At 45.1% G+C, this 20,744-nt stretch carries 17 protein-coding genes and 1 pseudogene; 11 read left to right on the top strand and 7 right to left on the bottom strand.

All coding sequences use genetic code 11. From position 1 onward, the window contains the following. From Q0W37_RS11245 to Q0W37_RS11220, 6 genes are all read left to right on the top strand, one after another. The coding region (locus Q0W37_RS11245) for a type I restriction-modification enzyme R subunit C-terminal domain-containing protein (protein WP_297701645.1) at window positions 1-503 on the top strand (503 nt) is incomplete at its 5' end. After that, a complete protein-coding gene (locus Q0W37_RS11240; RefSeq protein ID WP_297701643.1) occupies window positions 503-1,933 on the top strand; it encodes an N-6 DNA methylase in 1,431 nt (476 codons plus the stop codon). The genes Q0W37_RS11245 and Q0W37_RS11240, both read left to right, overlap by 1 nt. A gap of 15 nt (window positions 1,934-1,948) precedes the next feature. Beyond that, window positions 1,949-2,893, top strand: a complete 945-nt coding sequence (locus Q0W37_RS11235; protein WP_297701642.1) for a hypothetical protein — start codon at window positions 1,949-1,951, stop codon at window positions 2,891-2,893. 1 nt (window position 2,894) lies between these two features. After that, window positions 2,895-4,256, top strand: coding sequence for a restriction endonuclease subunit S (locus Q0W37_RS11230; protein ID WP_297701640.1), 1,362 nt, complete (start codon window positions 2,895-2,897; stop codon window positions 4,254-4,256). Window positions 4,257-4,258: 2 nt separating this feature from the next. After that, window positions 4,259-7,795 carry an SIR2 family protein gene (locus Q0W37_RS11225; protein ID WP_297701638.1) on the top strand — a complete coding sequence of 1,179 codons (3,537 nt, stop codon included), beginning with the start codon at window positions 4,259-4,261 and terminating at the stop codon, window positions 7,793-7,795. A 157-nt stretch (window positions 7,796-7,952) separates the two neighbouring features. Beyond that, entirely contained in the window at window positions 7,953-9,407 is a 1,455-nt protein-coding gene (locus Q0W37_RS11220) for an ATP-binding protein (protein ID WP_297701636.1), read from the top strand. 97 nt (window positions 9,408-9,504) lie between these two features. On the opposite strand, the gene Q0W37_RS11215 is transcribed toward Q0W37_RS11220, so the two are convergent. Continuing rightward, entirely contained in the window at window positions 9,505-10,128 is a 624-nt protein-coding gene (locus tag Q0W37_RS11215) for a GNAT family N-acetyltransferase (RefSeq protein ID WP_297701634.1), read from the bottom strand. Window positions 10,129-10,466: 338 nt separating this feature from the next. Here Q0W37_RS11215 and Q0W37_RS11210 point away from each other — a divergent pair, with 338 nt between their 5' ends. Continuing rightward, window positions 10,467-11,522, top strand: coding sequence for a macro domain-containing protein (locus tag Q0W37_RS11210; protein WP_297701632.1), 1,056 nt, complete (start codon window positions 10,467-10,469; stop codon window positions 11,520-11,522). A 171-nt stretch (window positions 11,523-11,693) separates the two neighbouring features. Continuing rightward, window positions 11,694-12,350, top strand: a complete 657-nt coding sequence (locus tag Q0W37_RS11205) for a hypothetical protein (RefSeq protein ID WP_297701630.1) — start codon at window positions 11,694-11,696, stop codon at window positions 12,348-12,350. Between the two features lie 49 nt (window positions 12,351-12,399). On the opposite strand, the gene Q0W37_RS11200 is transcribed toward Q0W37_RS11205, so the two are convergent. Beyond that, a complete protein-coding gene (locus Q0W37_RS11200; protein ID WP_367186274.1) occupies window positions 12,400-13,023 on the bottom strand; it encodes a CatB-related O-acetyltransferase in 624 nt (207 codons plus the stop codon). Between the two features lie 98 nt (window positions 13,024-13,121). On the opposite strand from Q0W37_RS11200, the gene Q0W37_RS11195 reads away from it, so the two are divergent. Beyond that, window positions 13,122-13,928, top strand: coding sequence for a co-chaperone YbbN (locus Q0W37_RS11195; RefSeq protein WP_297701626.1), 807 nt, complete (start codon window positions 13,122-13,124; stop codon window positions 13,926-13,928). A 45-nt stretch (window positions 13,929-13,973) separates the two neighbouring features. Beyond that, entirely contained in the window at window positions 13,974-15,839 is a 1,866-nt protein-coding gene (gene recQ, locus Q0W37_RS11190) for a DNA helicase RecQ (protein ID WP_297701624.1), read from the top strand. Window positions 15,840-15,845: 6 nt separating this feature from the next. Here recQ and Q0W37_RS15440 read toward each other — a convergent pair whose 3' ends face one another. The 5 genes and pseudogenes from Q0W37_RS15440 to Q0W37_RS11170 form a co-directional block, all read right to left on the bottom strand. Next, window positions 15,846-16,772: a transporter gene (locus Q0W37_RS15440; protein WP_367186273.1), complete on the bottom strand. Its 927-nt coding sequence runs from the start codon at window positions 16,770-16,772 to the stop codon at window positions 15,846-15,848. Window positions 16,773-17,369: 597 nt separating this feature from the next. After that, window positions 17,370-17,729 (bottom strand): annotated as a pseudogene (locus Q0W37_RS15435) (Gfo/Idh/MocA family protein); the annotation flags it as partial. Between the two features lie 133 nt (window positions 17,730-17,862). Further along, on the bottom strand, window positions 17,863-18,186 hold the full coding sequence (locus Q0W37_RS11180) for a DUF3392 family protein (protein WP_297701620.1): 324 nt from the start codon (window positions 18,184-18,186) through the stop codon (window positions 17,863-17,865). 486 nt (window positions 18,187-18,672) lie between these two features. Beyond that, on the bottom strand, window positions 18,673-19,071 hold the full coding sequence (locus Q0W37_RS11175) for a pyridoxamine 5'-phosphate oxidase family protein (protein ID WP_297701618.1): 399 nt from the start codon (window positions 19,069-19,071) through the stop codon (window positions 18,673-18,675). 83 nt (window positions 19,072-19,154) lie between these two features. Continuing rightward, window positions 19,155-19,661: an O-acetyl-ADP-ribose deacetylase gene (locus tag Q0W37_RS11170; protein ID WP_297701616.1), complete on the bottom strand. Its 507-nt coding sequence runs from the start codon at window positions 19,659-19,661 to the stop codon at window positions 19,155-19,157. A gap of 326 nt (window positions 19,662-19,987) precedes the next feature. On the opposite strand from Q0W37_RS11170, the gene Q0W37_RS11165 reads away from it, so the two are divergent. Next, on the top strand, window positions 19,988-20,368 hold the full coding sequence (locus tag Q0W37_RS11165; protein ID WP_297701614.1) for a VOC family protein: 381 nt from the start codon (window positions 19,988-19,990) through the stop codon (window positions 20,366-20,368). Window positions 20,369-20,744: the final 376 nt, after the last annotated feature.

The raw sequence follows: 20,744 nt of genomic DNA, 5'->3' as shown, positions 1-20,744 counted from the left end.
ACCCCTCGGGCAAACTCATTACGACTACGCTCCGCGAATTTACCCGTCAAGGCATATTAGGCCGTTATCGCGACCTGCAAACATTTTTGCAAGAATGGAATAGTGCTGAAAAGAAAAAGGCGATTATCGAGGAACTTGAAAAACAGGGAATCATTGCCGAAAACCTGCAAGAAGAAATCAAACGTGACTTGGATATTTTCGACCTGATTTGCCATATCGCTTACGATGCTCCGGCGCTCACCCGCAAGGAACGCGTCGAAAACGTTCGCAAGCGCAATTACTTTGCCAAGTATGGCGACAAGGCACGAGCTGTTCTGGAAGCCCTTCTGGACAAGTATGCCGAAGAAGGAATCGGAAATATTGAGGATGCCTCGGTCTTAAAAGTGAATCCCATTACTAAATTTGGAACCCCGAAAGAAATTGTTGAATTGTTCGGTACCAAGCAAGATTACTTGAAGGCGGTGCGCGAACTGGAAGATGAAATTTATAGAGGAGTAGCCTAATGGCCGACATCGGTGGAATTATCAAGACCCTGCAAAACATCATGAGAAAAGACCAGGGTGTTTCTGGCGATGCACAGCGCATTGAACAGCTGGGCTGGATGATTACGCTCAAGATTATCGACGACAAGGATTCCGAAATGGAACTTCTGGATGATGACTACAAGTCGGTAATCCCTGAAAAACTGCAGTGGCGCAACTGGGCTGCCGATAGCGAAGGCATGACGGGCGACGCCTTGCAGGAATTCGTTGACAACAAGTTGATTCCTGGCCTGAAAAAGATAGACGTTTCTACCGGCAACAAGCGCGCTATTCTTATTCGCGACATTTTCGACGGCATCAACAACTACATGAAAAACGGCACCATCATCCGTCAGGTGGTGAACAAGCTGAACGAGATTGACTTCAACGTATCCGAAGACCGCCATCTGTTTGGCGACATCTACGAAACTTTGTTGCGAGACCTGCAGAGTGCGGGCAACTATGGTGAATTCTACACCCCGCGTGCCATCACCGAAATCATGACGGAAATCGTGAACCCGCGACTTGGCGAACGCGTGCTTGACCCCGCTTGCGGTACAGGCGGATTCCTGACCTGTGCTATCGAGAACATCCGCAAGCAAGATGTTCATTCCGTAGAAGACTTGAAAACACTCAACGCGACCATTCGCGGGCAAGAATTCAAGCCACTCCCGTTCATGCTCTGCGTAACGAACCTGATTTTGCACGACATCGAAGTGCCGAATATCCTTTACACCGACAGCTTGAACCGCGAATATACGAGCATCGGTCGCAAAGACCAAGTGGATGTCATCTTGGCGAATCCCCCTTTCGGTGCTTCTGTGAGCGATGGCGTAGAGACGAACTATCCCGTCGCTTTCCGTACCAAGGAAAGTGCAGACCTATTCTTGCTCTTGATTATGCGTTATCTTAAGGACGGTGGTCGCGCAGCAGTTGTGTTGCCTGATGGCTCGCTTACAGGTGGCGGCTTGAAGGAGCGAATCCGCAAGGAACTCTTGACGCAATGCAATGTGCACACTATTGTGAGACTTCCAACTTCTGTATTTACACCTTATGTGCCTAGTATAGCGACAAACATACTCTTCTTTACTAAGGGTGAAAAGACCAAGGATGTTTGGTATTACGAGCACAAGGTACCTGCAGGAATGAAGGCGTATTCCAAGACCAAGCCTATCCGGAAAGCGGAATTTGAGTCCTTCAAAAAGTGGTGGAATAAGCGCAAGAAATCCGATGTTGCCTGGAAAGTCTCGATAAAGGAAATTGAAGAGAGGGGCTTCAATCTTGACATCAAGAACCCAACTATTCCTGAAGAAGAAATTGGATATTCCACCGCCGAACTCATACAGAGACTCCACGAATCCTTCAAGGCAAGTGAAGAACTTATTGCCGATTTGAAAAAGAGCTTGAAGTAAGGAATAGAGGGTTGGATGGAATTCTCTGAATATTATGTAGCCTACTTTGATGTTTTGGGGTATAAGGAAGCCTTCAAGAAATCGGAGGATATTTCTGCAAAATTGATTGAATCAATTGAATCTTCCGTTGATTTGATGAAACAGATTGTATCAATTATTAATGCTCCGTCCAACGAATCAATTGATAAAAAAACTGATATTGAATACAAGATTTTTTCAGACAATATTCTTATTTGTTATAAAAAAACAACAAGTTCAATTTCTGCAATTTTTTTAGTTTCTTTTTTGCGCTTGATTGCAACCATACAACGTATTTTTTTTGAGGGCTATCATTTGATTGTTCGTGGAGGAATAACCAAAGGGCCTTTATACTTGACAAATGATTTTGTGGGCGGGAAAGCATTGATTGATGCTGTGGAACTTGAAAGCACCACTGTTTATCCAAGGATAATTGTTGCGGATTGTATTTTAAATGACTTGAATTCAGAGATACAAAATGATCTTCAGAAATATATTATTGATGCATCTTGCCGAGATTTACTCATAAAAAATGCCGATAACAAGAGTTTTTTGAATTATATCGTCGCGTTAAACCCGTGGATATGGTTTCCCAAAAACACTTTGCAACCTGAAAGCATAGAAAGTTTTGAAGAATTCGAAAAAAATGTTAGAGATGGTCGCCAACGCAAACCGATATACAATCCCGAATGTCTTAAAGAAATTTTCGTGGTTTTGAAAAAACACAAAAATTTTGTAGAGGAGAAGGTGAGTGAATTTAGTCAGTCATTAAATAATGAAGCTGAAGAAGCAATAAGATTAAAAATTCTGAAAAAGTATCTATGGCTAGTTTCATTCCATAATAAAATATGCGAAGAATTATATAAGATGCCCGATTTAAAGATTAATTTAAAATCGGAATTTAATGAACAAACTTTGGCATTTGATGTGAGTGTAGGTTAATATGAGCGAATGGAAGAAAGTAAAAATTGGCGAGTTTCTTAAACAGTATCGAATTACTATTTATGTAGATGATGCGCAACAATACCGTCAAGTAACCATTTCATCAAAAGATGGTGTTAAATATCGCTGTACAAAAATTGGGAAAGAAATCGGTCGAAAACGGCAATTCTTGATTGATTTGAAAAAATATCCAAATACAGTTATTTTCACTCGTCAAGGTTTGCATGAAGGTTCAATAGGGCTTGCCCCTGAAGAAGTTGATAGTTGTATCGCGACAGAAAATATGCCAATGTTTTCTGTTGATGATACCGTGATTGACACGCAATATTTGAAAAATCTTCTTCGGTCTCCCATTTTTGCCAATCTAGTTTCTACACTAACTCCGACAGGATCGGCGCAAAAATCTATTCATGAAAGAGATTTACTACCTCTTGAAATATCAATCCCTAATTTAGAGACTCAGAAAAAGATTGTCAAAGAAATTTCATCTCAGTTAGAAATGACGGAACTGCTGTCATCTGAAATTGAAAAACAAAAATCCTACGCAAAACAACTCCGCCAGAACATCCTCCAAGAAGCCATAGAAGGAAAACTCACCGCAGACTGGCGTAAACAACACCCCGTCCAAAAAGGCAACCCCGACTACGATGCTCAAGCGTTATTTGATAAAATTCAGTCCGAAAAGAAATTATCTAAATCAAATATTAGATCGTCAAATAATATTCAGGAAAAAATAGATGGTGATTTTGTATTAGACATTCCTCAAAGTTGGCTTTTTGTCAATTTGTCTGAGTTAGGCGATTTAGAAAGAGGTAAATCGAAACATCGTCCAAGAAATGATATTCGTCTATTTTCCAATGGTAAATACCCATTTGTTCAAACAGGGGATGTGTCGCAATCAAAATATTATGGTTACGAAATACAACCGGCATCTAAATTTTATAATGATTTTGGCTTGGCTCAAAGTAAAATGTGGAAAGCAGGAACCTTGTGCATAACCATTGCTGCAAATATTGCTGAAACGGGATTTTTAACATACGACGCATGCTTCCCTGATAGCGTTGTTGGCTTTACGCCTTATATTGATGGAGATTTCTCAAATTTCGTAAGATATTATATCGATTCTATTAAAGTTATTCTGGAAAAATACGCTCCGGCAACAGCTCAAAAGAACATTAATTTGGGAATCCTCGAAACTCTAAAAATACCACTCCCTCCACTAGCAGAACAAAAAGAAATCGTCGCCCGAGTAGAGCAACACATACAAACCATCACCCAACTTGAAACCCAAATCGCCACCCGCGAAACCACCACCAAACAACTCATGCAAAGCATCCTAAAAGACGCCTTTGAGGAGGATTGAAGATGATTTCCGCAGATAACAAAATATTTTTAGATGAAATTGCCAATCGTCTTTTTACAAATCACGCGGCGATAATGGTAGGAGCCGGGTTTAGCAAAAATGCAATTTCTAGTGGAAATCATTGTAAAAAATTTCCTGATTGGAATGAATTAGGGGATTTATTTTACGAAAAACTTTATGGGAAAAACGCCCAAACACCCCAAAAAAATTATTTAAATGTTTTAAAATTAGCAGAAGAAGTTGATGCTGCTTTTGGACGACCAACATTAGATGATATGTTGCAAAAGAATATTCCTGATGTGGAATATGAGCCCTCAGATTTGCATAAAAAATTATTGGGATTACCTTGGGTTGATGTTTTTACAACCAATTATGATACTTTGTTAGAACGTGCTGCCAAGAATGTCTTTGATCGTAAATATACTACTGTTTATTCAAAAGATGATTTAGTTTACGCCACAAAACCAAGAATAATAAAATTACATGGAAGTTTTGTTTCTTTTCGACCATTTACCATCACAGAAGAAGATTACAGAATTTACCCCCAAAAAAACGCTCCTCTTGTCAACACAGTGCAACAATCACTGCTAGAAAATACATTGTGTTTAATCGGTTTTTCGGGCGATGATCCGAATTTTTTGCAATGGCTTGGATGGTTAAGAGACAACCTCGAAAAAGGCTCTTCTAAAATATATTTGATTGGGTCATTCAATTTATCTAGTTCACAAAAAAAACTACTTAACAAAAGAAATATTGTTCTAGTGAATTTGGCTGATAATCATTATGACGCATTAAATATTTTTATATCATACCTCTCGGAAAAATCCCGAAAAAACAACATTCTTTTATGGCCATATAATAAAGCAAATGCTTTTTACCCCGAAACAAATGCTATAGAAAAAAGCATTATTGATACTATTTCGATATGGGAAAATGAAAGAAAAACATATCCTGGTTGGGTTATTCTTCCTGAGGAAAAAAGGGATTCTTTTTGGTTAAAGACTCAAAATTGGATTTTTGCGTTAAGTGCTAAAGATGATTTCATCGACAAGAATGTCCAATTTAAATTTATTTTTGAATTGTGTTGGCGGTTGGACAGATGTTTACACCCAATGGATATGCAAACGGCATCTTTTGCCGAAAAAATTCTAGGAAATAGCTATGATTGCGAAGATAAAATAGTAATAGGCGTTTGTTTGCTTAAATGTTACAGACAAAATGGAAAAACTAGTGAATGGAATAATTTGTATTTAAAGTTATCCTCACTAAGCAATATTCCATCAAAGTTAAAAGGCGATTTGGATTACGAAAATGCTTTATTCGCTTTATTCTATTTAGATTATCCCAAATTAAAACAAATAGTGCAACAATGGCTTTTCCCGAGTAGCACTCCATTTGAAAATGCAAAAAAAGCTGGTATTCTAGCGGAAATAGGGAATTTGCAAAAAGCAATAGAAATAGTTAAAGAATCTTTGCTTTCTATAAGGGAACAAGAAAAATCGACAGAATCATCTACAAATTGTTCCCTATTATCTCAGGAATCATATATTTTGGACTTATATCAAAGCCTCTTGTTTGCCTGTTGTAATGTCAATGATTCTAGAACTCAGAAAAAAGATTATTTAGACCGCCTTTCCACATTAAAAAAATACTTATGCGATCCCATTCATGAATACAATCATTTTAAGGTCTTGTTGTCACCGGAGTATAAACATGAAAAAGAAATTTATATTCACAATAAATATGATGTTGGTGAAACAACAATTACTCGTCATTTAGGACGTTCTTTTCGCGAACAAGAAAATGCTTTTGCTTTTTTATTATATTGCGAAAATGTAGGAATTCCATTTTGTATTCATAATAAACGTGTAATATATAACTTCTCTGAAACCGAAGCCAAATCTTCAATTGCTAGAATTTCTGATTACAATTTAATGTGGGCTATATCGGTATGTTGTCGGATTGCCGATCAAAAAGCTGCAGATACGTTGTTTACAAGAAAAGCAATAAACAATCTTTCAACAGATTCTGTAAATCAATTTTGCGAAAGTTTGATTTCTACTTTGAGTGAGAATGAAAAAGAAATTTCACTTGAAGAAACCGATGAAAATAATTTCGCACAGGTTTTGGCCAAAATAATTCCAGAAATTATTTCGCGGCTGGTGCCAAAATGTAATACGGAAATAAAATTCAAAATTCTCAAATTGCTCAATTCAATTCTTTTATCTCAATCACGAGATAGGTATTTGGGTATTGAGACCCTGATAAAGCGATTTGCCAAGTCATTATTGGTTACCGAAATAGAATTATTTTTTTCGGATATGCTAAAACTTCCTATTCCCAAGAATATATCGCCTTTAGAAGAGGGAATATTGTTGTCTCCTTTTGAATATTTAAGAGCTTCTAGAAATGTGTTTAGTGAATCATTTAACTTTGACAAAAAACTTCTGACCCCTTATTATAAGGCAATGTCCTCATCTTGTATAACCATAAGAAAATGGGGCTTTATAACACTAGCAAGGCTTTATGAATTGAATTTCCTAGATAACGGTGAACAACAGAGGTTTGCGAACCTTCTTTGGGATAAAATAGGTGATGATGGTTTGCCATTTATGCCTTATTACTCAAAAACATGCTTTGTAAACCTTCCATACCCTCCTAATTATAATCCTTTAAATGTTTTAAGGGATTATGTAAAATCTTTTCAGTGCAAGTTGTTTATAACTCAAGAGGGAATTTCGACACAATATGTTTCTGAAATGAATAATTTTTTCATGATTATCAACTATTTGATTGACAACAATTATTTAGATGAGGTGGATCAGGAACCCCTTGTTGATAAAATTGTAACTTTTGGGAATAGTAACAATGATGTTTTGAATAATAAGGAAATGCGAGAAGAGTTTATTCCTTGTTATTGTCTGATGCAAAGAACTATAGGACTATTACTAAAAAAAGTGAATAAAAACTACTATGCATCTACAAAATTGAACGATTTATTAAAAATTATAGAACAGTCTGGTTTATCTTGTTTCTATGTACGACTAATAATAAGTGATTCTCAAAATAGAAATAAAATGCGAACAGAATTGGAAATAAATATTGCCAACAAGGACTCAAACAAACGAATAGACGCTTTATATTGTCTTGATGAAATATTTTGTACCCTTCAAAGTGGAGATGAAGTAAAATTTCTTTTTAAGGCTTTGTTATTTTCAATTCTTTATGATGATGACGTCTTGATTTATCATAACATCGATTTTCTAATTAAGTTTATTGAACAAAATAACGCAATGGCAAAAGAATTTAAAATATTATTAATGAAAATTTTGGAACATTTAGCAATAATTACTGATTATGGAAATGAAAATTCTGCACTATCTTTTGACGAAAAATTAATCATTCGTCAAAGATCTATGCGTTTAGCATATATTATGAAAAAGGATGCTGACTGTTCTGCTGAAAAGGAAGTTTTAAGATGGGAGAACGAGTCTAATGATAATAATGAGTTCTCTGATATTCGAAATAAATGGATGTAGAAATCGATGATGGCCGAGTCTGTTGCGGGACTGAATGTTAGAAAAAATAGTGAAAAAAACTTGACGGATAAAAATTCTAAAATGTCAAATTATGTCTTGGCAAGAATGTATATTTAATGGGATGACGGATTAACTTTAAGGACAAGAGGAAAAGCGGATGTCTTTACAGCAAGAAATTCTGAATGGCGAAAGTCGCACCTTGGAATACAAGGTGGAATTGCCCGAAGATTCCGTAAAGTGGATTAAGTCTATCGTCGCCTTTGCAAACGGTGCCGGCGGTAAATTCGTCATCGGCGTGAATAATCGACGGGAGTTTATCGGCATCCCTAAAAAAGCCGACCTGTTCGAACTCAAGGACGGTATTGCCGACAAGATTTCGCAGATGTGCGAACCGCAAATAATGTTCGACATAACGGCAGAAATTGTTGAGGGTGCGCAGCTTTTGATTATTCAGGTGTTCCCAGGAATGGCGACCCCGTATTATATAAAGTCGCAGGGGAAAGAAAACGGAACGTATATCCGCCTTGGAGCAACCACTCGCAACGCCGATTTGGCTGCCCTTAGTGAACTTGAAAATCGCGGAAAAAACATCTCTTACGATGAACTTCCGTACCGATCGCTCAAGGTGACCGATGATGATATAGAATTTCTTTGCAAGGATTTTTCAAAACGTTCCAAACGAAAAATCACAAAGGCTGATTTGGAAAACTTGCACTTGCTTGCAGGTCGTTCGCATGACAAGGCGACGAATGCGTTGGCTATTCTCTTGGGCAAGCATGAATATACTTCGCGAATTCAGTGTGCACGGTTCCGCGGAACAATGCGGGCCGACTTTTTGGATAAGAAGGACTACGAAGGTCCGCTCTGCAAGCAGATTGACGACGCTTATAAATTCGTTCTCAACCACCTGAATATGGCTATCGAAATAAACGGAGTCGTTCATGATGAAAAGTATGAACTTCCGCCAAAGGCTATCCGAGAACTGATTATCAATGCCGCAATTCATAGGAATTATCAAATGAATTCCAGCGTGCAAGTGGCTGTATATGATGACCGCGTGGAGATTTCTTCGCCGGGAACTCTTTACGGAACGCTGACTTTGGAAGAGGCACTAAGTGGCCGCTCGTCTATCCGTAACAAGACTCTTGCTCGCACGCTGGAAAAGGTTCATGTTCTCGAAGGGTGGGGCTCCGGTTTTCAGCGGATTAATACGATGTGCCAGGAATACGGCGTGGCACTCCCCGAATTCACCGAAATCGGGGATATGTTCCGGGTGAACTTTTATCGCCACAATAACGACGAAAAAGTGGCGATAAACTTAAAAAGTGGCGATAAAACGGCGATAAATCCCGAAAATGGCGATAAATATGGCGAAAAAGTGGCGATAAACGCCGAAAACGGCGATAAAAGTGGCGATAAAAAATCGACAAAGTTCAAGAAAATGATTGTTGAATTCCTTGCTGAACACGAAGAAGCCCGCTCTCAAGAAATCTCTGCTTACATCGGCTTGAAGATTTCTCGCACAAAGATTTATCTCGCTGATCTTGTAGAAGAAGGCAAAATTGTTTCCAATGGAGCGAATAGAAATAGGACATATTCTTTGAAAAAGTGACTTAAAGTGGTTGAATTTGACTACTTTAGAAAACAGGCGCCAGATTACTCCGACGCCCTTCATTTAAGAGCTCTCCGCTTTCGCGAGGGTGACAGGGTTAGAGCTGCCCAGGCAACACGAGCTTTTCCTTCTGCGGAAACTCCTTATCGTACTTCTCGAATGCTTCGGGATTGCGCATGGCGACAAAGTACGGTTCAGGATCGTGGTAGCTGCCGGTGATTCCGTCGAGGAACCCTTCTTGCAGTTCCTTGCAGAGGAAGTAAGGCGCGTCGCTTTCGGGGTCGTCAGCGTAGCGGATTCCCCTGGTGCTCGCGACTACAAAGCCGCTCTTGCCGTAGAACGCGATGTTCCCGCAAATCAGGAGGCAGCCCGCGCCCATCTCGGCGGCAATTCGCATGGAATGGTCAAGCAGGATTTTTCCGTAGCCTTTGCGCTTGTAATCGGGACGAATGCTGATGGGCCCGAAGGTCATCATGCGGATTTTGCGTCCGTCGTCGGCGTCAATATGCGACCACGCGTACATCACGTGCCCGATGATTTCGCCGTCCACTTCCAGCACGAGCGAGAGTTCCGGCACAAAGTCGGGCTCGCTCCTGTAGCAGTGCAGCACGTAATGCTCGGTGCATCCGGGACGGTACACGTTCCAGAAGGCTTCGCGGGTAAGGTTTTCGACGGTCTTAAAGTCGCGCGGTTGTTCCGTGCGGATAGTGTAATTTTTCATTGTTTATCTCCCGGCAATCTAGTTGCCTATTAATTTTTACTGTTTCGGCAAAAATTACCTTGGAAGACAGCCTAAGGAAAGTCTCCCAAGGCCTTAAACAATGAACCAAGATTTACTAGATAACATCCAGTCTCCGTTAAAAGTACAATTCAAATATATATAAATTCCACAATTCTGGCCAATTTTTTTCGGTCACTTCGGCAGGCTCAGTGACCTTTCGTTACCCACATCTATTTCTCAGTCACTTCGACAAGCTCAGTGTACCACTCAGTGACCTTTTTATTTTAGCACCTAAATTTGGGTTTTTAACTATATTAAGGTCAAACCGGACTGTTACTATGCCTTTAAAAATTGTTCGCAACGACATCACCAAAGTCAAGGCCGACGCCATCGTGAATTCCGCAAACAAGAACCCCATTTGCGGTGGTGGCGCGGAGTACCATATTTACCAGGCGGCTGGCCACGCGGAACTGCTTGCGGCACGTGAAAAAGTCGGGGCATTGAAGGTCGCCGAAGTCGCGGTGACCCCCGCATTCGCTTTGAAGGCAAAATACATCATCCACACCGTCGGGCCCAAGTGGAACAGTGGCGCTTCCGGCGAAATGCTTGCGCTTGAAAACTGCTACACGGGCGCACTCGAAAAGGCGAAGGAACTCGACTGCGAATCGATCGCATTCCCGCTGATTTCAAGCGGCGTGTTTAAGTTCCCCAAGGACAGCGCGCTGAAGATTGCGTTAAAGGCTATCAGCGCCTTTTTGCAGACAAACGAGATGGACGTGCAGCTGGTCGTTTTTGACCGCAAGTCATTCGAAGTTTCCGAAGACCTGTACAGCGATATTCACGCCTATATCGACGACAATTATGTACAAGACAAATACAACGATGTACACGATTACTTGAGGCAGCGCCGAGATATTCTCAGGAACACCAATTGGAACAATGCAAACTGCGAAAGGGATTGCATTAAACTCAACATTGAAGATTGCATCGACAAACTGCACGACAATGCAAAATGTCTATGCGCCGAATCCCTCGACGACATTCTTGCGAAACCGGGCGAGACTTTCTGCGACAAGCTTTTCCACTTGATTCACGAAAAGAACCTGGACGATGTCGACGTCTACAAGAAGGCGAATCTTGACCGCAAGCATTTTTCCAAGATCCGTAGCAACGTGGATTACAAGCCCACCAAGAAGACAGCGCTCGCACTCGCCATCGCCCTGCACCTGAATCTCGACGAAACGGCCGACCTGCTCGCACGCGCGGGACTCGCGCTTTCACCCTCCAACACAGGTGATCTGATTGTCAAATTTTTCATTGAACGCGAAAAGTACGACATTTGGGAAATCAACAGCATGCTTTTCAAGTTTGGGCAACCATCCCTAGGCGCATAACCGCTAAAAACGCCAAAATAGTCCCTTTTAAAATGTCGCCTGTCAAGCGACCATTTTTGCCTTTTCGGCATCTATAATTGTTTCCGTTCACCGATCGCGAACGCAAAGGCGCGAACGCACCAAGCCAGCGACCATCATCTAAGCCGCACAAATAGCGGCACGGAGGCAATCATGAAACAGGGACTCACCGAAATCGTATTCATCCTCGACCGCAGCGGATCCATGAGCGGGCTCGAAAAGGACACCATCGGGGGATTCAACAGCACCATCGAAAAGCAGAAGCAGGAAACGGGCGAGGCATACGTCTCCACCATCCTCTTCGACAACTGCAGTGAGGTACTCCACGACCGCGTACCGCTCGCAAGCATCGCCCCGCTCACCGACAAGGAATACTACGCCCGCGGCTGCACCGCACTCCTCGACGCCATCGGCGGCGCCATTCACCATATAGGAAACGTGCACAAGTACGCCCGCGATGAAGACCGCCCCGAAAAGACCATCTTCGTCATCACCACCGACGGCTACGAAAACGCAAGCAGCAAGTATTCCGCCGAACGCGTGAAGCAGATGATTGAACGCCAGAAGCAGAAATACGGCTGGGAATTCATTTTCCTCGGTGCAAACATCGATGCCATCGAAACCGCGAAAAGCTTCGGCATTCTCGAAGACCGCGCGGCAAACTTCGTAAACGACGGCGAAGGCATTAAAACCATGTACATGGCGGAATGCTGCCTGGTGAGCGACATTCGAAACAATCGCATCAACGAAGGCGCTTGGAAAAAGAACGTGGACGCCGACTACATCCGCCGCGGAAACCGCAACAGGTAAGCCATGTGTAGCGGCTGCCTCGGCACAATAGTGTTCGCAATCCTACTGATTATGGCTTGCTCACACTAAGTTCCTTCACCCGTGACTTGACAAATTCCAGATCGCTGTTCGTGAGAATCGGGATAAGCTCGTTGATTTCTTCGACGGGCTTGTCCCACCATTTCCACTGGAGCAGAATTTGCACGAGTTCGTCGTCGAAACGGTTGCGGATAAACTGCGCCGGATTCCCCGCCACGATTGTGTAGGGTTCCACGTCGCTCCCCACGACCGCATTCGCACCGACAATCGCGCCGTCACCAATATGCACACCCGGCAAAATGACTGCATTCTGCCCGATCCACACATCGTTCCCAATCACCGTATCGCCCTTGAGCGGCAAATCCTTTTTCGCAGGGGGCGCCATGTTCCAGCCCGCAAGCGTGTAAAACGGGAATGTCGAAACCGCATTCATCTGGTGGTTCGCACCGTTCATCACGAATTCCACGCCGGCGGCAATCTGGCAGAACTTTCCGATAATTAACTTGTCTTCATTCCACGGATACAAGTGAGTCACGTGGCTCTCGAAATCGCTATCGGCAATGTAGGTGAAATCGCCCACGACAATCTGCGGATTCTTGAGTGTCGGTTTCACGTAAATCTCTTTGTCGTAGCCCGCAATCGGGTGAACCGTCATCGGATCGGGAAGTGTATTCGGCATAGGGAACCTCTCGGGAATATATGGAAAAGTAATAAAATTCTACATTGTTCCCCATGAAACCGAAAAAATTTTTTATGACGAATATCGCGGCAGTTGCCTGCGTGGTGGCCTTAGTTGCAGGAACCTTATCCAACGCAGGCGCGGCACAGATTGCAAACGGAGCCGCAAAAACGGCGCTGGAAGACATTAAAATCGTCAAGGTGAACGATAGCAATTTCGAAAGTGAAATTCTGCAATCCAAGAAACCGGTCATCCTGGAAATTTCTTCGACCAGTTGCCCGCCTTGCCTCATCATGATTCCGACACTCATCAGCATCGCGAAAAACTACAGCGACATCAAGATTGCATCGGTCGGCATTGACGAACCGGGTATCGACAATATCAAGGCATCGCTCCCGATTCAGGCTTTCCCCACGTTTTTCCTCATCAAGGACGGCAGAATTGTGAATAAATTGGTCGGCGCAGTCAAAGAAGAGGAACTGCTCGCAGCTTTGCATTACACGCCCAATAAGAACGCCGCCAAGCCCGTCAAAGCCAAGAAAGCAAAAAATTCTCCGAAGAACCTTGTTTGCAAAACACCCGGCCAGTTCCACGGGCTAAAGAACCTGGTGACCATCTCATTTGTATTCGGCGCCACCGAAATTGAAAATGTCGACATCGTGACAGACGTATTCGTACCGCCGGAAATGGGCGACAGGCGCGAACAGATGATTGAGCACGTACGTGCAAGCGGCAAGGGGGAGGTGGAACCCACCATGACCGGATTCCGCATGCATATCGACAATGACTGCCGATTCATGAAGGCGATGGATATGAAACGCACCTCGACTTACGGCGAGATGCGCGCGGGCCTTGAACTGCAAGGCTTTAGTTGCGAATAAACTAGCATCCAGCAAAAGCTACGAACCAATACCGCAAACGTCCTTATGTCCGCTGCCCGCGAAATCCTGAAAGCCGTCTTTGGCTACGATTCTTTCCGCCCGATGCAGGAAGATATCATCGAGCATGTCGTGGCGCATCACGATGCATTGGTGCTGATGCCCACAGGGGGTGGCAAGTCGATTTGCTACCAGATTCCGGCGCTGATTTTCGAGGGAATCACGGTGGTGATTTCGCCGCTGATTTCGTTGATGAAAGACCAGGTGGATGCACTCAACGCAAACGGAATCGGAGCGGACGCGCTCAACAGTAACAATGACGAATCCGCAAACGAGACAATCCGTAAGCGGTGTGAGTCGGGTTTAACAAAGATCCTCTACATTTCTCCGGAACGCCTGCAACGCGAAATTCCGTGGATGCAGCACAGCCTGAACGTTTCGCTGTTCGCTATCGACGAGGCACATTGCATTTCGCAGTGGGGGCACGATTTTCGGCCCGAATATACGCAGCTCGGCGGACTCCACCAGATGTTCCCTGGCGCCACCCTCATGGCGCTGACGGCTACCGCAGACAAGTTAACGAAAGAAGACATCGTTCGTCAACTGAACCTGCGCGAATTCAAGCTTTTCGTCAGTTCGTTCGATCGCCCGAATTTAAGTCTAGACGTACGACGTGGCTACACGGGGCAGGACAAGCTGAGGGCGATTCTCTCCATTATCTCGAAGCACGAAAACGAATCGGGGATCATCTACTGCCTTTCGCGAAAGAACACCGAAAAAGTCGCGGAACAGCTTGTGGACGCTGGAATTTCGGCCAAGGCGTACCACGCGGGAATGAGCGCCGATGAACGCAACGCCGTGCAAGAGGACTTTATCAATGACCGCGTCGATGTCGTGTGTGCGACCGTCGCATTCGGCATGGGAATCGACAAAAGCAACGTCCGCTACGTGATTCACTACAACCTGCCCAAAAGCATCGAGAACTTCTACCAGGAAATCGGGCGCGCGGGCCGCGACGGGCTCCCTTCCGAAACGGTGCTGTTCTACAACTTCCAGGACATCGTGACCCTCCGCAGCTTCGTGAACGAAAGCGGCCAAAAAGATATCAACTCCGAAAAACTCGACCGTATGCAGGAATACGCCGAATCGCAAATCTGCCGCCGCAGAATTCTGCTCAACTACTTCGGCGAAAACAGCGAAAGCGGCAACAGCAACTGCGGAAACTGCGACATCTGCAAGCATCCGCCCCGGCGCTTCGACGGAACCATCCTCGTGCAAAAGGCACTTTCGGCCATCAAACGCACCGGCGAACGCATCGGTTTCACGATGACCGCGGACATTCTCAAGGGGACCCGCAGCGAAGAAATCGTGAAGAACGGATACGACAAACTGAAGACTTTTGGCGCGGGCGAAAAGACGACTCTCAAGCATTGGCACGATTACCTGCTCCAGATGCTGCAACTGGGCTACATCGAAATCGCCTACAACGAAAACAACCATCTCAAAATTACCGAAAGCGGAAACGAGGTGCTTTTCGGCAAGAAAACTGCGGAACTCGCGCTCGCCGCAAGTGTCGAGGCAAGGCAGGACAGCGAACCGAAAAGCAGGGCAAGAAGCGGACGCAGCAAATTCGCAAAAGGCCGCGGAACAACGGCAACATGGAGCGGGCAGGCCGATGGCGGCGACGAGACAAGTGCCCTATTCGAAATTCTGCGGAAAGTCCGCAAGCAAATCGCCGACGAAAATTCTTGGCCAGCCTACGTCGTACTCTCCGACAAGACTCTGAAAGATCTCGCCGCCCAAATGCCACAGTCGTTAAGCGACCTGCATAACGTATTCGGTTTCGGCGAAAAGAAGATCGAAAAATTCGGCCAGCGTTTTGTAGACGCCGTCAAGGAATATCTGGGGAGGTAAAATTCCCTACCTGGAATATCTCACGTACGCAAAGCGCTTGCTGTCGGGGGCCCACGAGTTCACGTTGATCGTTCCCTGGCCGCCGAACAGCTTGAGAATCGTACGCGGCTCACTCCAGCCGATCTTATCGCTGCCGGTCATCAGGCGGATTTCCACATTCTTGTTCGGGACATGTTCGCCGGGGCGCACGTCACGTTCATGGTAGGCTAGCATCACGACCTTCGTGCGGTCGGGCGAAATATGCGGGAACCAGGTGTTTGAGTGTGCGTCAAACGTCATCTGCGTCTGTTCGGAGCCGTCGGCTTTCATGCGCCACGCCTGCATACGGCCGGTGCGGACCGAGTTGAACCAGATATATTCCCCGTCGCAGTCATATTCGGGACCGTCATTCAAGCCGAGAGCTGTAGTGAGTTGCGTTTCGTTGCCACCCACCGCAGGAATGGTGTATATGTCATATTCGCCATTCCGTTCGGCACAGTAGGCGAGTGCCTTGCCATCGGGAGTGATACCGTGGAGGTAGCTCGGGGCAAGCGGAGTCACGAGCTCCGGCATGCGTCCGTCAAAGAAAATCTTGTAAATGCGCGAAAGTCCGTCTTCCTTGGTGTGGTGACTCACGTAGAGACCTTCGCCATCCGGCGAAAGCACATGGTCATTGTTGCAGTTGTCCACGAAATAGCTCGGCACTTCGCTCACGTCGCCCGACGCAATCTCGTATTTATAGATGCGGCCTTCGCTATTGAAAGTAAGGAACTTTCCGTCGGCGCTCCAGTTGGGCGCCTCTATCACGCGGTCGAATTCGTCGAGCACTTCCGACTTGCCCGTTTCAATATCATAAACTTCGAGAATTGACCTGTCGCCGCTGCGGTCCCAGACTTCGCCGGGGCTGAGCTCGAACGGGTAACTTACACCCCACGCGGCACGGAGGCTATCCATTTGCGTCATCATCTGCATGGTTTTCGAATGTGGCATCTCGGGACATTCCTTGAGGCCTTTCTCCAGGGCGGCCTTGCAGCCCAGCACCTCGTACTCGTAGCAATTTTCGATGCGAGGAGGAATGACGGATTCCACCAAAGTTCCGGCAACATCGAATAGCTGGATTTCCACCATGTCGTTCAGGTTCTGCACCCGGATAAAACCTTCAGTGCCGTAAATGACACCTTCGTTCTTGAGCGGCGCCACCATCGAGGTCTTGAGATGCGCCACCTGTCCACTCGCATAAACCAGGTCCATCCAGTCCGTGGCATCGACACCCGTAGAGAACTTGACACACTTAGACTCGGTTTTGACAATAGGGTTCGCAGCGTCGCCATTCAGGAACATGTCCGCAAACGTGAGGCTATAAATGCCCAAATCCAGGAGGGCGCCACCGGCCAGTTCAGGCTTGCGCAGGCGATCGATATGCGTGAGCGGCATCGAGAAATCGGCCTCCACACTTTCGACCTTGCCGATCTTCCCGGCGGAAATCCAGTCCTTCACCATCTGCACCGCGGGCAAGAAACGCGTCCACATCGCCTCGCACAGGAACACGCCCTTTTCTTCGGCAAGGGCAATCACTTCGGATGCCATTAGCGCATTTGCGGTAAACGCCTTTTCCACCAACAGGTTCTTATTGTGTTCCAGGCAAAGCAGAATATTATTATAATGCTCGGAGTGCGGCGTCGCCACATAAATCAGGTCTACCTGCGGATCGTTCGCAAGTTCCTCGTAACTGCCATAGGCATGCCTGACTCCATAATCGGCGGCAAACTTCTGCGCCCGCGAAAGCGTACGCGAGGCAACCGCATAGGCCTCAACTCCCATTCCGCGACTTTCGAGCGCCTTGACAGCCTCTACCATTTTCGTCGCGATAAATCCGCTTCCTAAAATTCCGAACCTGAGAACCGAACTCATAAAAACCTCAAGCGGATTCCCCGCACAACCGCTACGGACACCCGCAGCGCCATCAATATACACTCATTTTTATCATCGAGGTCGCCACCGGATTCACACAAATGGATTCATCCGTAAACAGGGCGGAAAAAAATCAGACGTCCTTTCCGCTACGGGCAAGAAAGGCTAGCACGATGAAGGCGCCCGCGATAATTCCGATAAGCGCAAGGTCCGTCTGTCCGCGCAGGAACATTTTCAGGAAACGCACCATCTGCGACGACAGGAACGCATAACCCGCACTGCACAGAACCACGAACAGGGCAAACCGACCCACAAATGGAATGCTCCTTGTAATCTTCTTGAAGTAGTTATTGATGAAGGCACCGTAAATCATCAGGAGCGTTGCAACCAGGCCTACCGAAATGGAATCAAGGTGTAATCTTAAAAAGCTGGCAAAATGATGAATATAGGGCTGCATAGAATCTACCTCAATAACCGGTGACTTACCTAAAATTAGTAATTTAGCATCTATCAACAAGTACTGTTCTAGTAAAAATCATCGTTATTTTGGACGTCGTACACCTCCAAATATATGTTAATATCTTGTTGATACATTAAAAATCAGTTTCCACAGGTTTTGACACAATAACACAACATATTCACATTTGCCAAATGTTTCACGTGGAACATTTTCAAAAATACGGATAAAAATTCGTTACTGTTGGTAAGTGGCGGAAATTAATCCCAAATTTATCCACCATACAAATATGATTCGGGTTTTACATGAAACGTGGTGTTAATAGAATGTTTACAAAATTTATCAACAATCAGTGTTATTGTTCAAGTAAAAATGTAGATTCTAGACCCTTCCGCCCTAGGGGCGTCAGGATGGCGAGAAGGGGGAGAACAAAAAATCCCGGAGCAGCAGTCCGGGAATTTTGAAGAATTATTTCTAGATTCGATACTAGAATTTGATGGTGCGGGGAGCGGCCGTGAAACAGTAGAACGTGGCGGTCGCATCCTTAAAGTAGAGCGTCTCGGTGTTGTCGTCGTCGGGGGAGTACATCGACTTGAGCTCGGGGTAGTGCTCCAGCATGTCAACCTTCGGTTCGCGGCGGTCGTCGCGGACCAGGGTGCCGGCAACGCGGACCCACTCGTTACCCGCGGCGTTCATCGCGCAGATTTCGACCTTGCCGTTCTTCTGGATCTGCTTGGAGCAGTCCTTGGACTTGCCAGTCTGGATATAGAGCTTGCCCTCGAAAATATTGGCGGTACCGAACGGGCGGACACGCGGCTGGTCACCGTCTACCGTTGCCAAAAAGTAGGCGCCACATTCCTTGAGAAATTTTACGACTTCTTCCATGATTATCTCCTATTTATTTCAACACTGTCTTTCCGGCCATCCATCAGACCGGCTTTTTCCTATTCATAATATAGTAAAAAGGACTAACGGGAGGCTGTAACGAACTGCCTATATATTCCTTCCATTTGGGCAGAGAAACAACAGAAGATGACCTTTTTCACAGTCTTATTTGGATATTCACAAACCGTTTTCACGGCAATCTCGGTGGCAGCCTCCCAGGGGTATCCGTAAACGCCCGTCGAAATAGCGGGGAAGGCGACCGACTCGCATCCATTTTCTTCGGCCAGGTCAAGACAGTTTTTATAGCAGGACTTCAGAAGTTCGGGTTCACCATGCAGGCCATCCTCATAGACAGGCCCCGGAGTATGGATAACAAACTTCGCCGGAAGCCTAAACCCCGGAGTGATTTTTGCCTTGCCGGTTTCGCAACCGTTCAATGGAATGCAAGCCCGCAAAAGTTCAGGACCGGCGGCCCGGTGAATCGCCCCATCGACACCGCCACCCCCCAGAAGCGAACAATTCGCCGCATTCACAATCGCGTCGACCTTCAGCTTGGTAATATCACCCTGGATAATTTCAATCTCGATCATAAGAACCTCCAGGAAGAATATAGATAAATAATCCGAAATGTGAAATTGAATAATGTATTGTTGGGACTATGAATATGTCATAGTCCGACATGCTCATGCTCGGTCATGCCGAAATGCTAGCATTTCGTCGCGACACTCACAATCGCAGGTTTGCTCCTTCGGAGCCAACTTGCTACACCTCGGAAATGTCGATAAACAAGTTTATCGCCGCTTCCTCGGTTTGCAAACGTTCCACGTGAAACATATAATTATCAACTACTATGTGAATAGATGTTGAAAACTCGGTTTCAATAAACACTTTTTATATATATTATAGTGGGTTCCTTATGAAAATAGAACATATCGCCATCTGGGTAAAAGACATAGACAAGGTCTGCGAATTCTACCGAAAGTATTTCGATGGGGTAGTCCACCCAGTTTACCATAATCCGGCAAAACAATTCACCAGCAGGTTTGTTACCTTCGAAAGTGGCGCCCGGCTAGAAATAATGCACCGCCCTGACATAGAACCATTATCCTCTTCAGAACATCTCGGGTATGCACACCTATCTTTTTCTGTGGGTTCCAAAGAAGAGGTGGACCTCCTCACCCAACAAATGTCCAATGACGGTATCCAGGTAGTGGGAGAGCCACAAACCACCGGCGACGGGTATTATGAAAGTGTCGTTCTCGACCCCGAAGGCAATAGGGTAGAGATTACTATCTAGTACCACATTATAAATAGCATTACCAAAAAGACTGCAGCAACAAGAGAGCAACACATAGAAGTTCCCATAAAAGACGTTCACTTTTAATATAGCTTCATTGCCCTGACAAAGATTGTCAAAATGAAGTTCAATGTTCCACGTGAAACATCCGCAGGGCGAATGCAGCGTCCATACTTGTATGGACATTGCTGAGCCCCAGGGTGTCGGACACGAAGTGTCCAAACATGCGATTACGAGCGTCACAAAATGTGCTTGCACATTTTTATTTGGGAACCGCAGGGTGTAGGCCTATGGTGAAACCAGAGGCCCAACATGCGATTACGAGCGTCGCAAAATATGCTTGCATATTTTATGACCGAGTATGAGCATGTCGGCC

The organism is uncultured Fibrobacter sp., from assembly GCF_947166265.1.
GTDB lineage: Bacteria > Fibrobacterota > Fibrobacteria > Fibrobacterales > Fibrobacteraceae > Fibrobacter.
This window is presented reverse-complemented; position numbering and strand designations above follow the sequence as displayed.

Bases quoted from the DNA above. Each gene is read 5' to 3' on its own strand.
- Q0W37_RS11240 (WP_297701643.1), top strand. From the start codon at position 503: ATGGCCGACATCGGTGGAATTATCAAGACCCTGCAAAACATCATGAGA.
- Q0W37_RS11235 (WP_297701642.1), top strand. From the start codon at position 1,949: ATGGAATTCTCTGAATATTATGTAGCCTACTTTGATGTTTTGGGGTAT.
- Q0W37_RS11230 (WP_297701640.1), top strand. From the start codon at position 2,895: ATGAGCGAATGGAAGAAAGTAAAAATTGGCGAGTTTCTTAAACAGTAT.
- Q0W37_RS11225 (WP_297701638.1), top strand. From the start codon at position 4,259: ATGATTTCCGCAGATAACAAAATATTTTTAGATGAAATTGCCAATCGT.
- Q0W37_RS11220 (WP_297701636.1), top strand. From the start codon at position 7,953: ATGTCTTTACAGCAAGAAATTCTGAATGGCGAAAGTCGCACCTTGGAA.
- Q0W37_RS11215 (WP_297701634.1), bottom strand. From the start codon at position 10,128: ATGAAAAATTACACTATCCGCACGGAACAACCGCGCGACTTTAAGACC.
- Q0W37_RS11210 (WP_297701632.1), top strand. From the start codon at position 10,467: ATGCCTTTAAAAATTGTTCGCAACGACATCACCAAAGTCAAGGCCGAC.
- Q0W37_RS11205 (WP_297701630.1), top strand. From the start codon at position 11,694: ATGAAACAGGGACTCACCGAAATCGTATTCATCCTCGACCGCAGCGGA.
- Q0W37_RS11200 (WP_367186274.1), bottom strand. From the start codon at position 13,023: ATGACGGTTCACCCGATTGCGGGCTACGACAAAGAGATTTACGTGAAA.
- Q0W37_RS11195 (WP_297701626.1), top strand. From the start codon at position 13,122: ATGACGAATATCGCGGCAGTTGCCTGCGTGGTGGCCTTAGTTGCAGGA.
- recQ (WP_297701624.1), top strand. From the start codon at position 13,974: ATGTCCGCTGCCCGCGAAATCCTGAAAGCCGTCTTTGGCTACGATTCT.
- Q0W37_RS15440 (WP_367186273.1), bottom strand. From the start codon at position 16,772: ATGGATAGCCTCCGTGCCGCGTGGGGTGTAAGTTACCCGTTCGAGCTC.
- Q0W37_RS11180 (WP_297701620.1), bottom strand. From the start codon at position 18,186: ATGCAGCCCTATATTCATCATTTTGCCAGCTTTTTAAGATTACACCTT.
- Q0W37_RS11175 (WP_297701618.1), bottom strand. From the start codon at position 19,071: ATGGAAGAAGTCGTAAAATTTCTCAAGGAATGTGGCGCCTACTTTTTG.
- Q0W37_RS11170 (WP_297701616.1), bottom strand. From the start codon at position 19,661: ATGATCGAGATTGAAATTATCCAGGGTGATATTACCAAGCTGAAGGTC.
- Q0W37_RS11165 (WP_297701614.1), top strand. From the start codon at position 19,988: ATGAAAATAGAACATATCGCCATCTGGGTAAAAGACATAGACAAGGTC.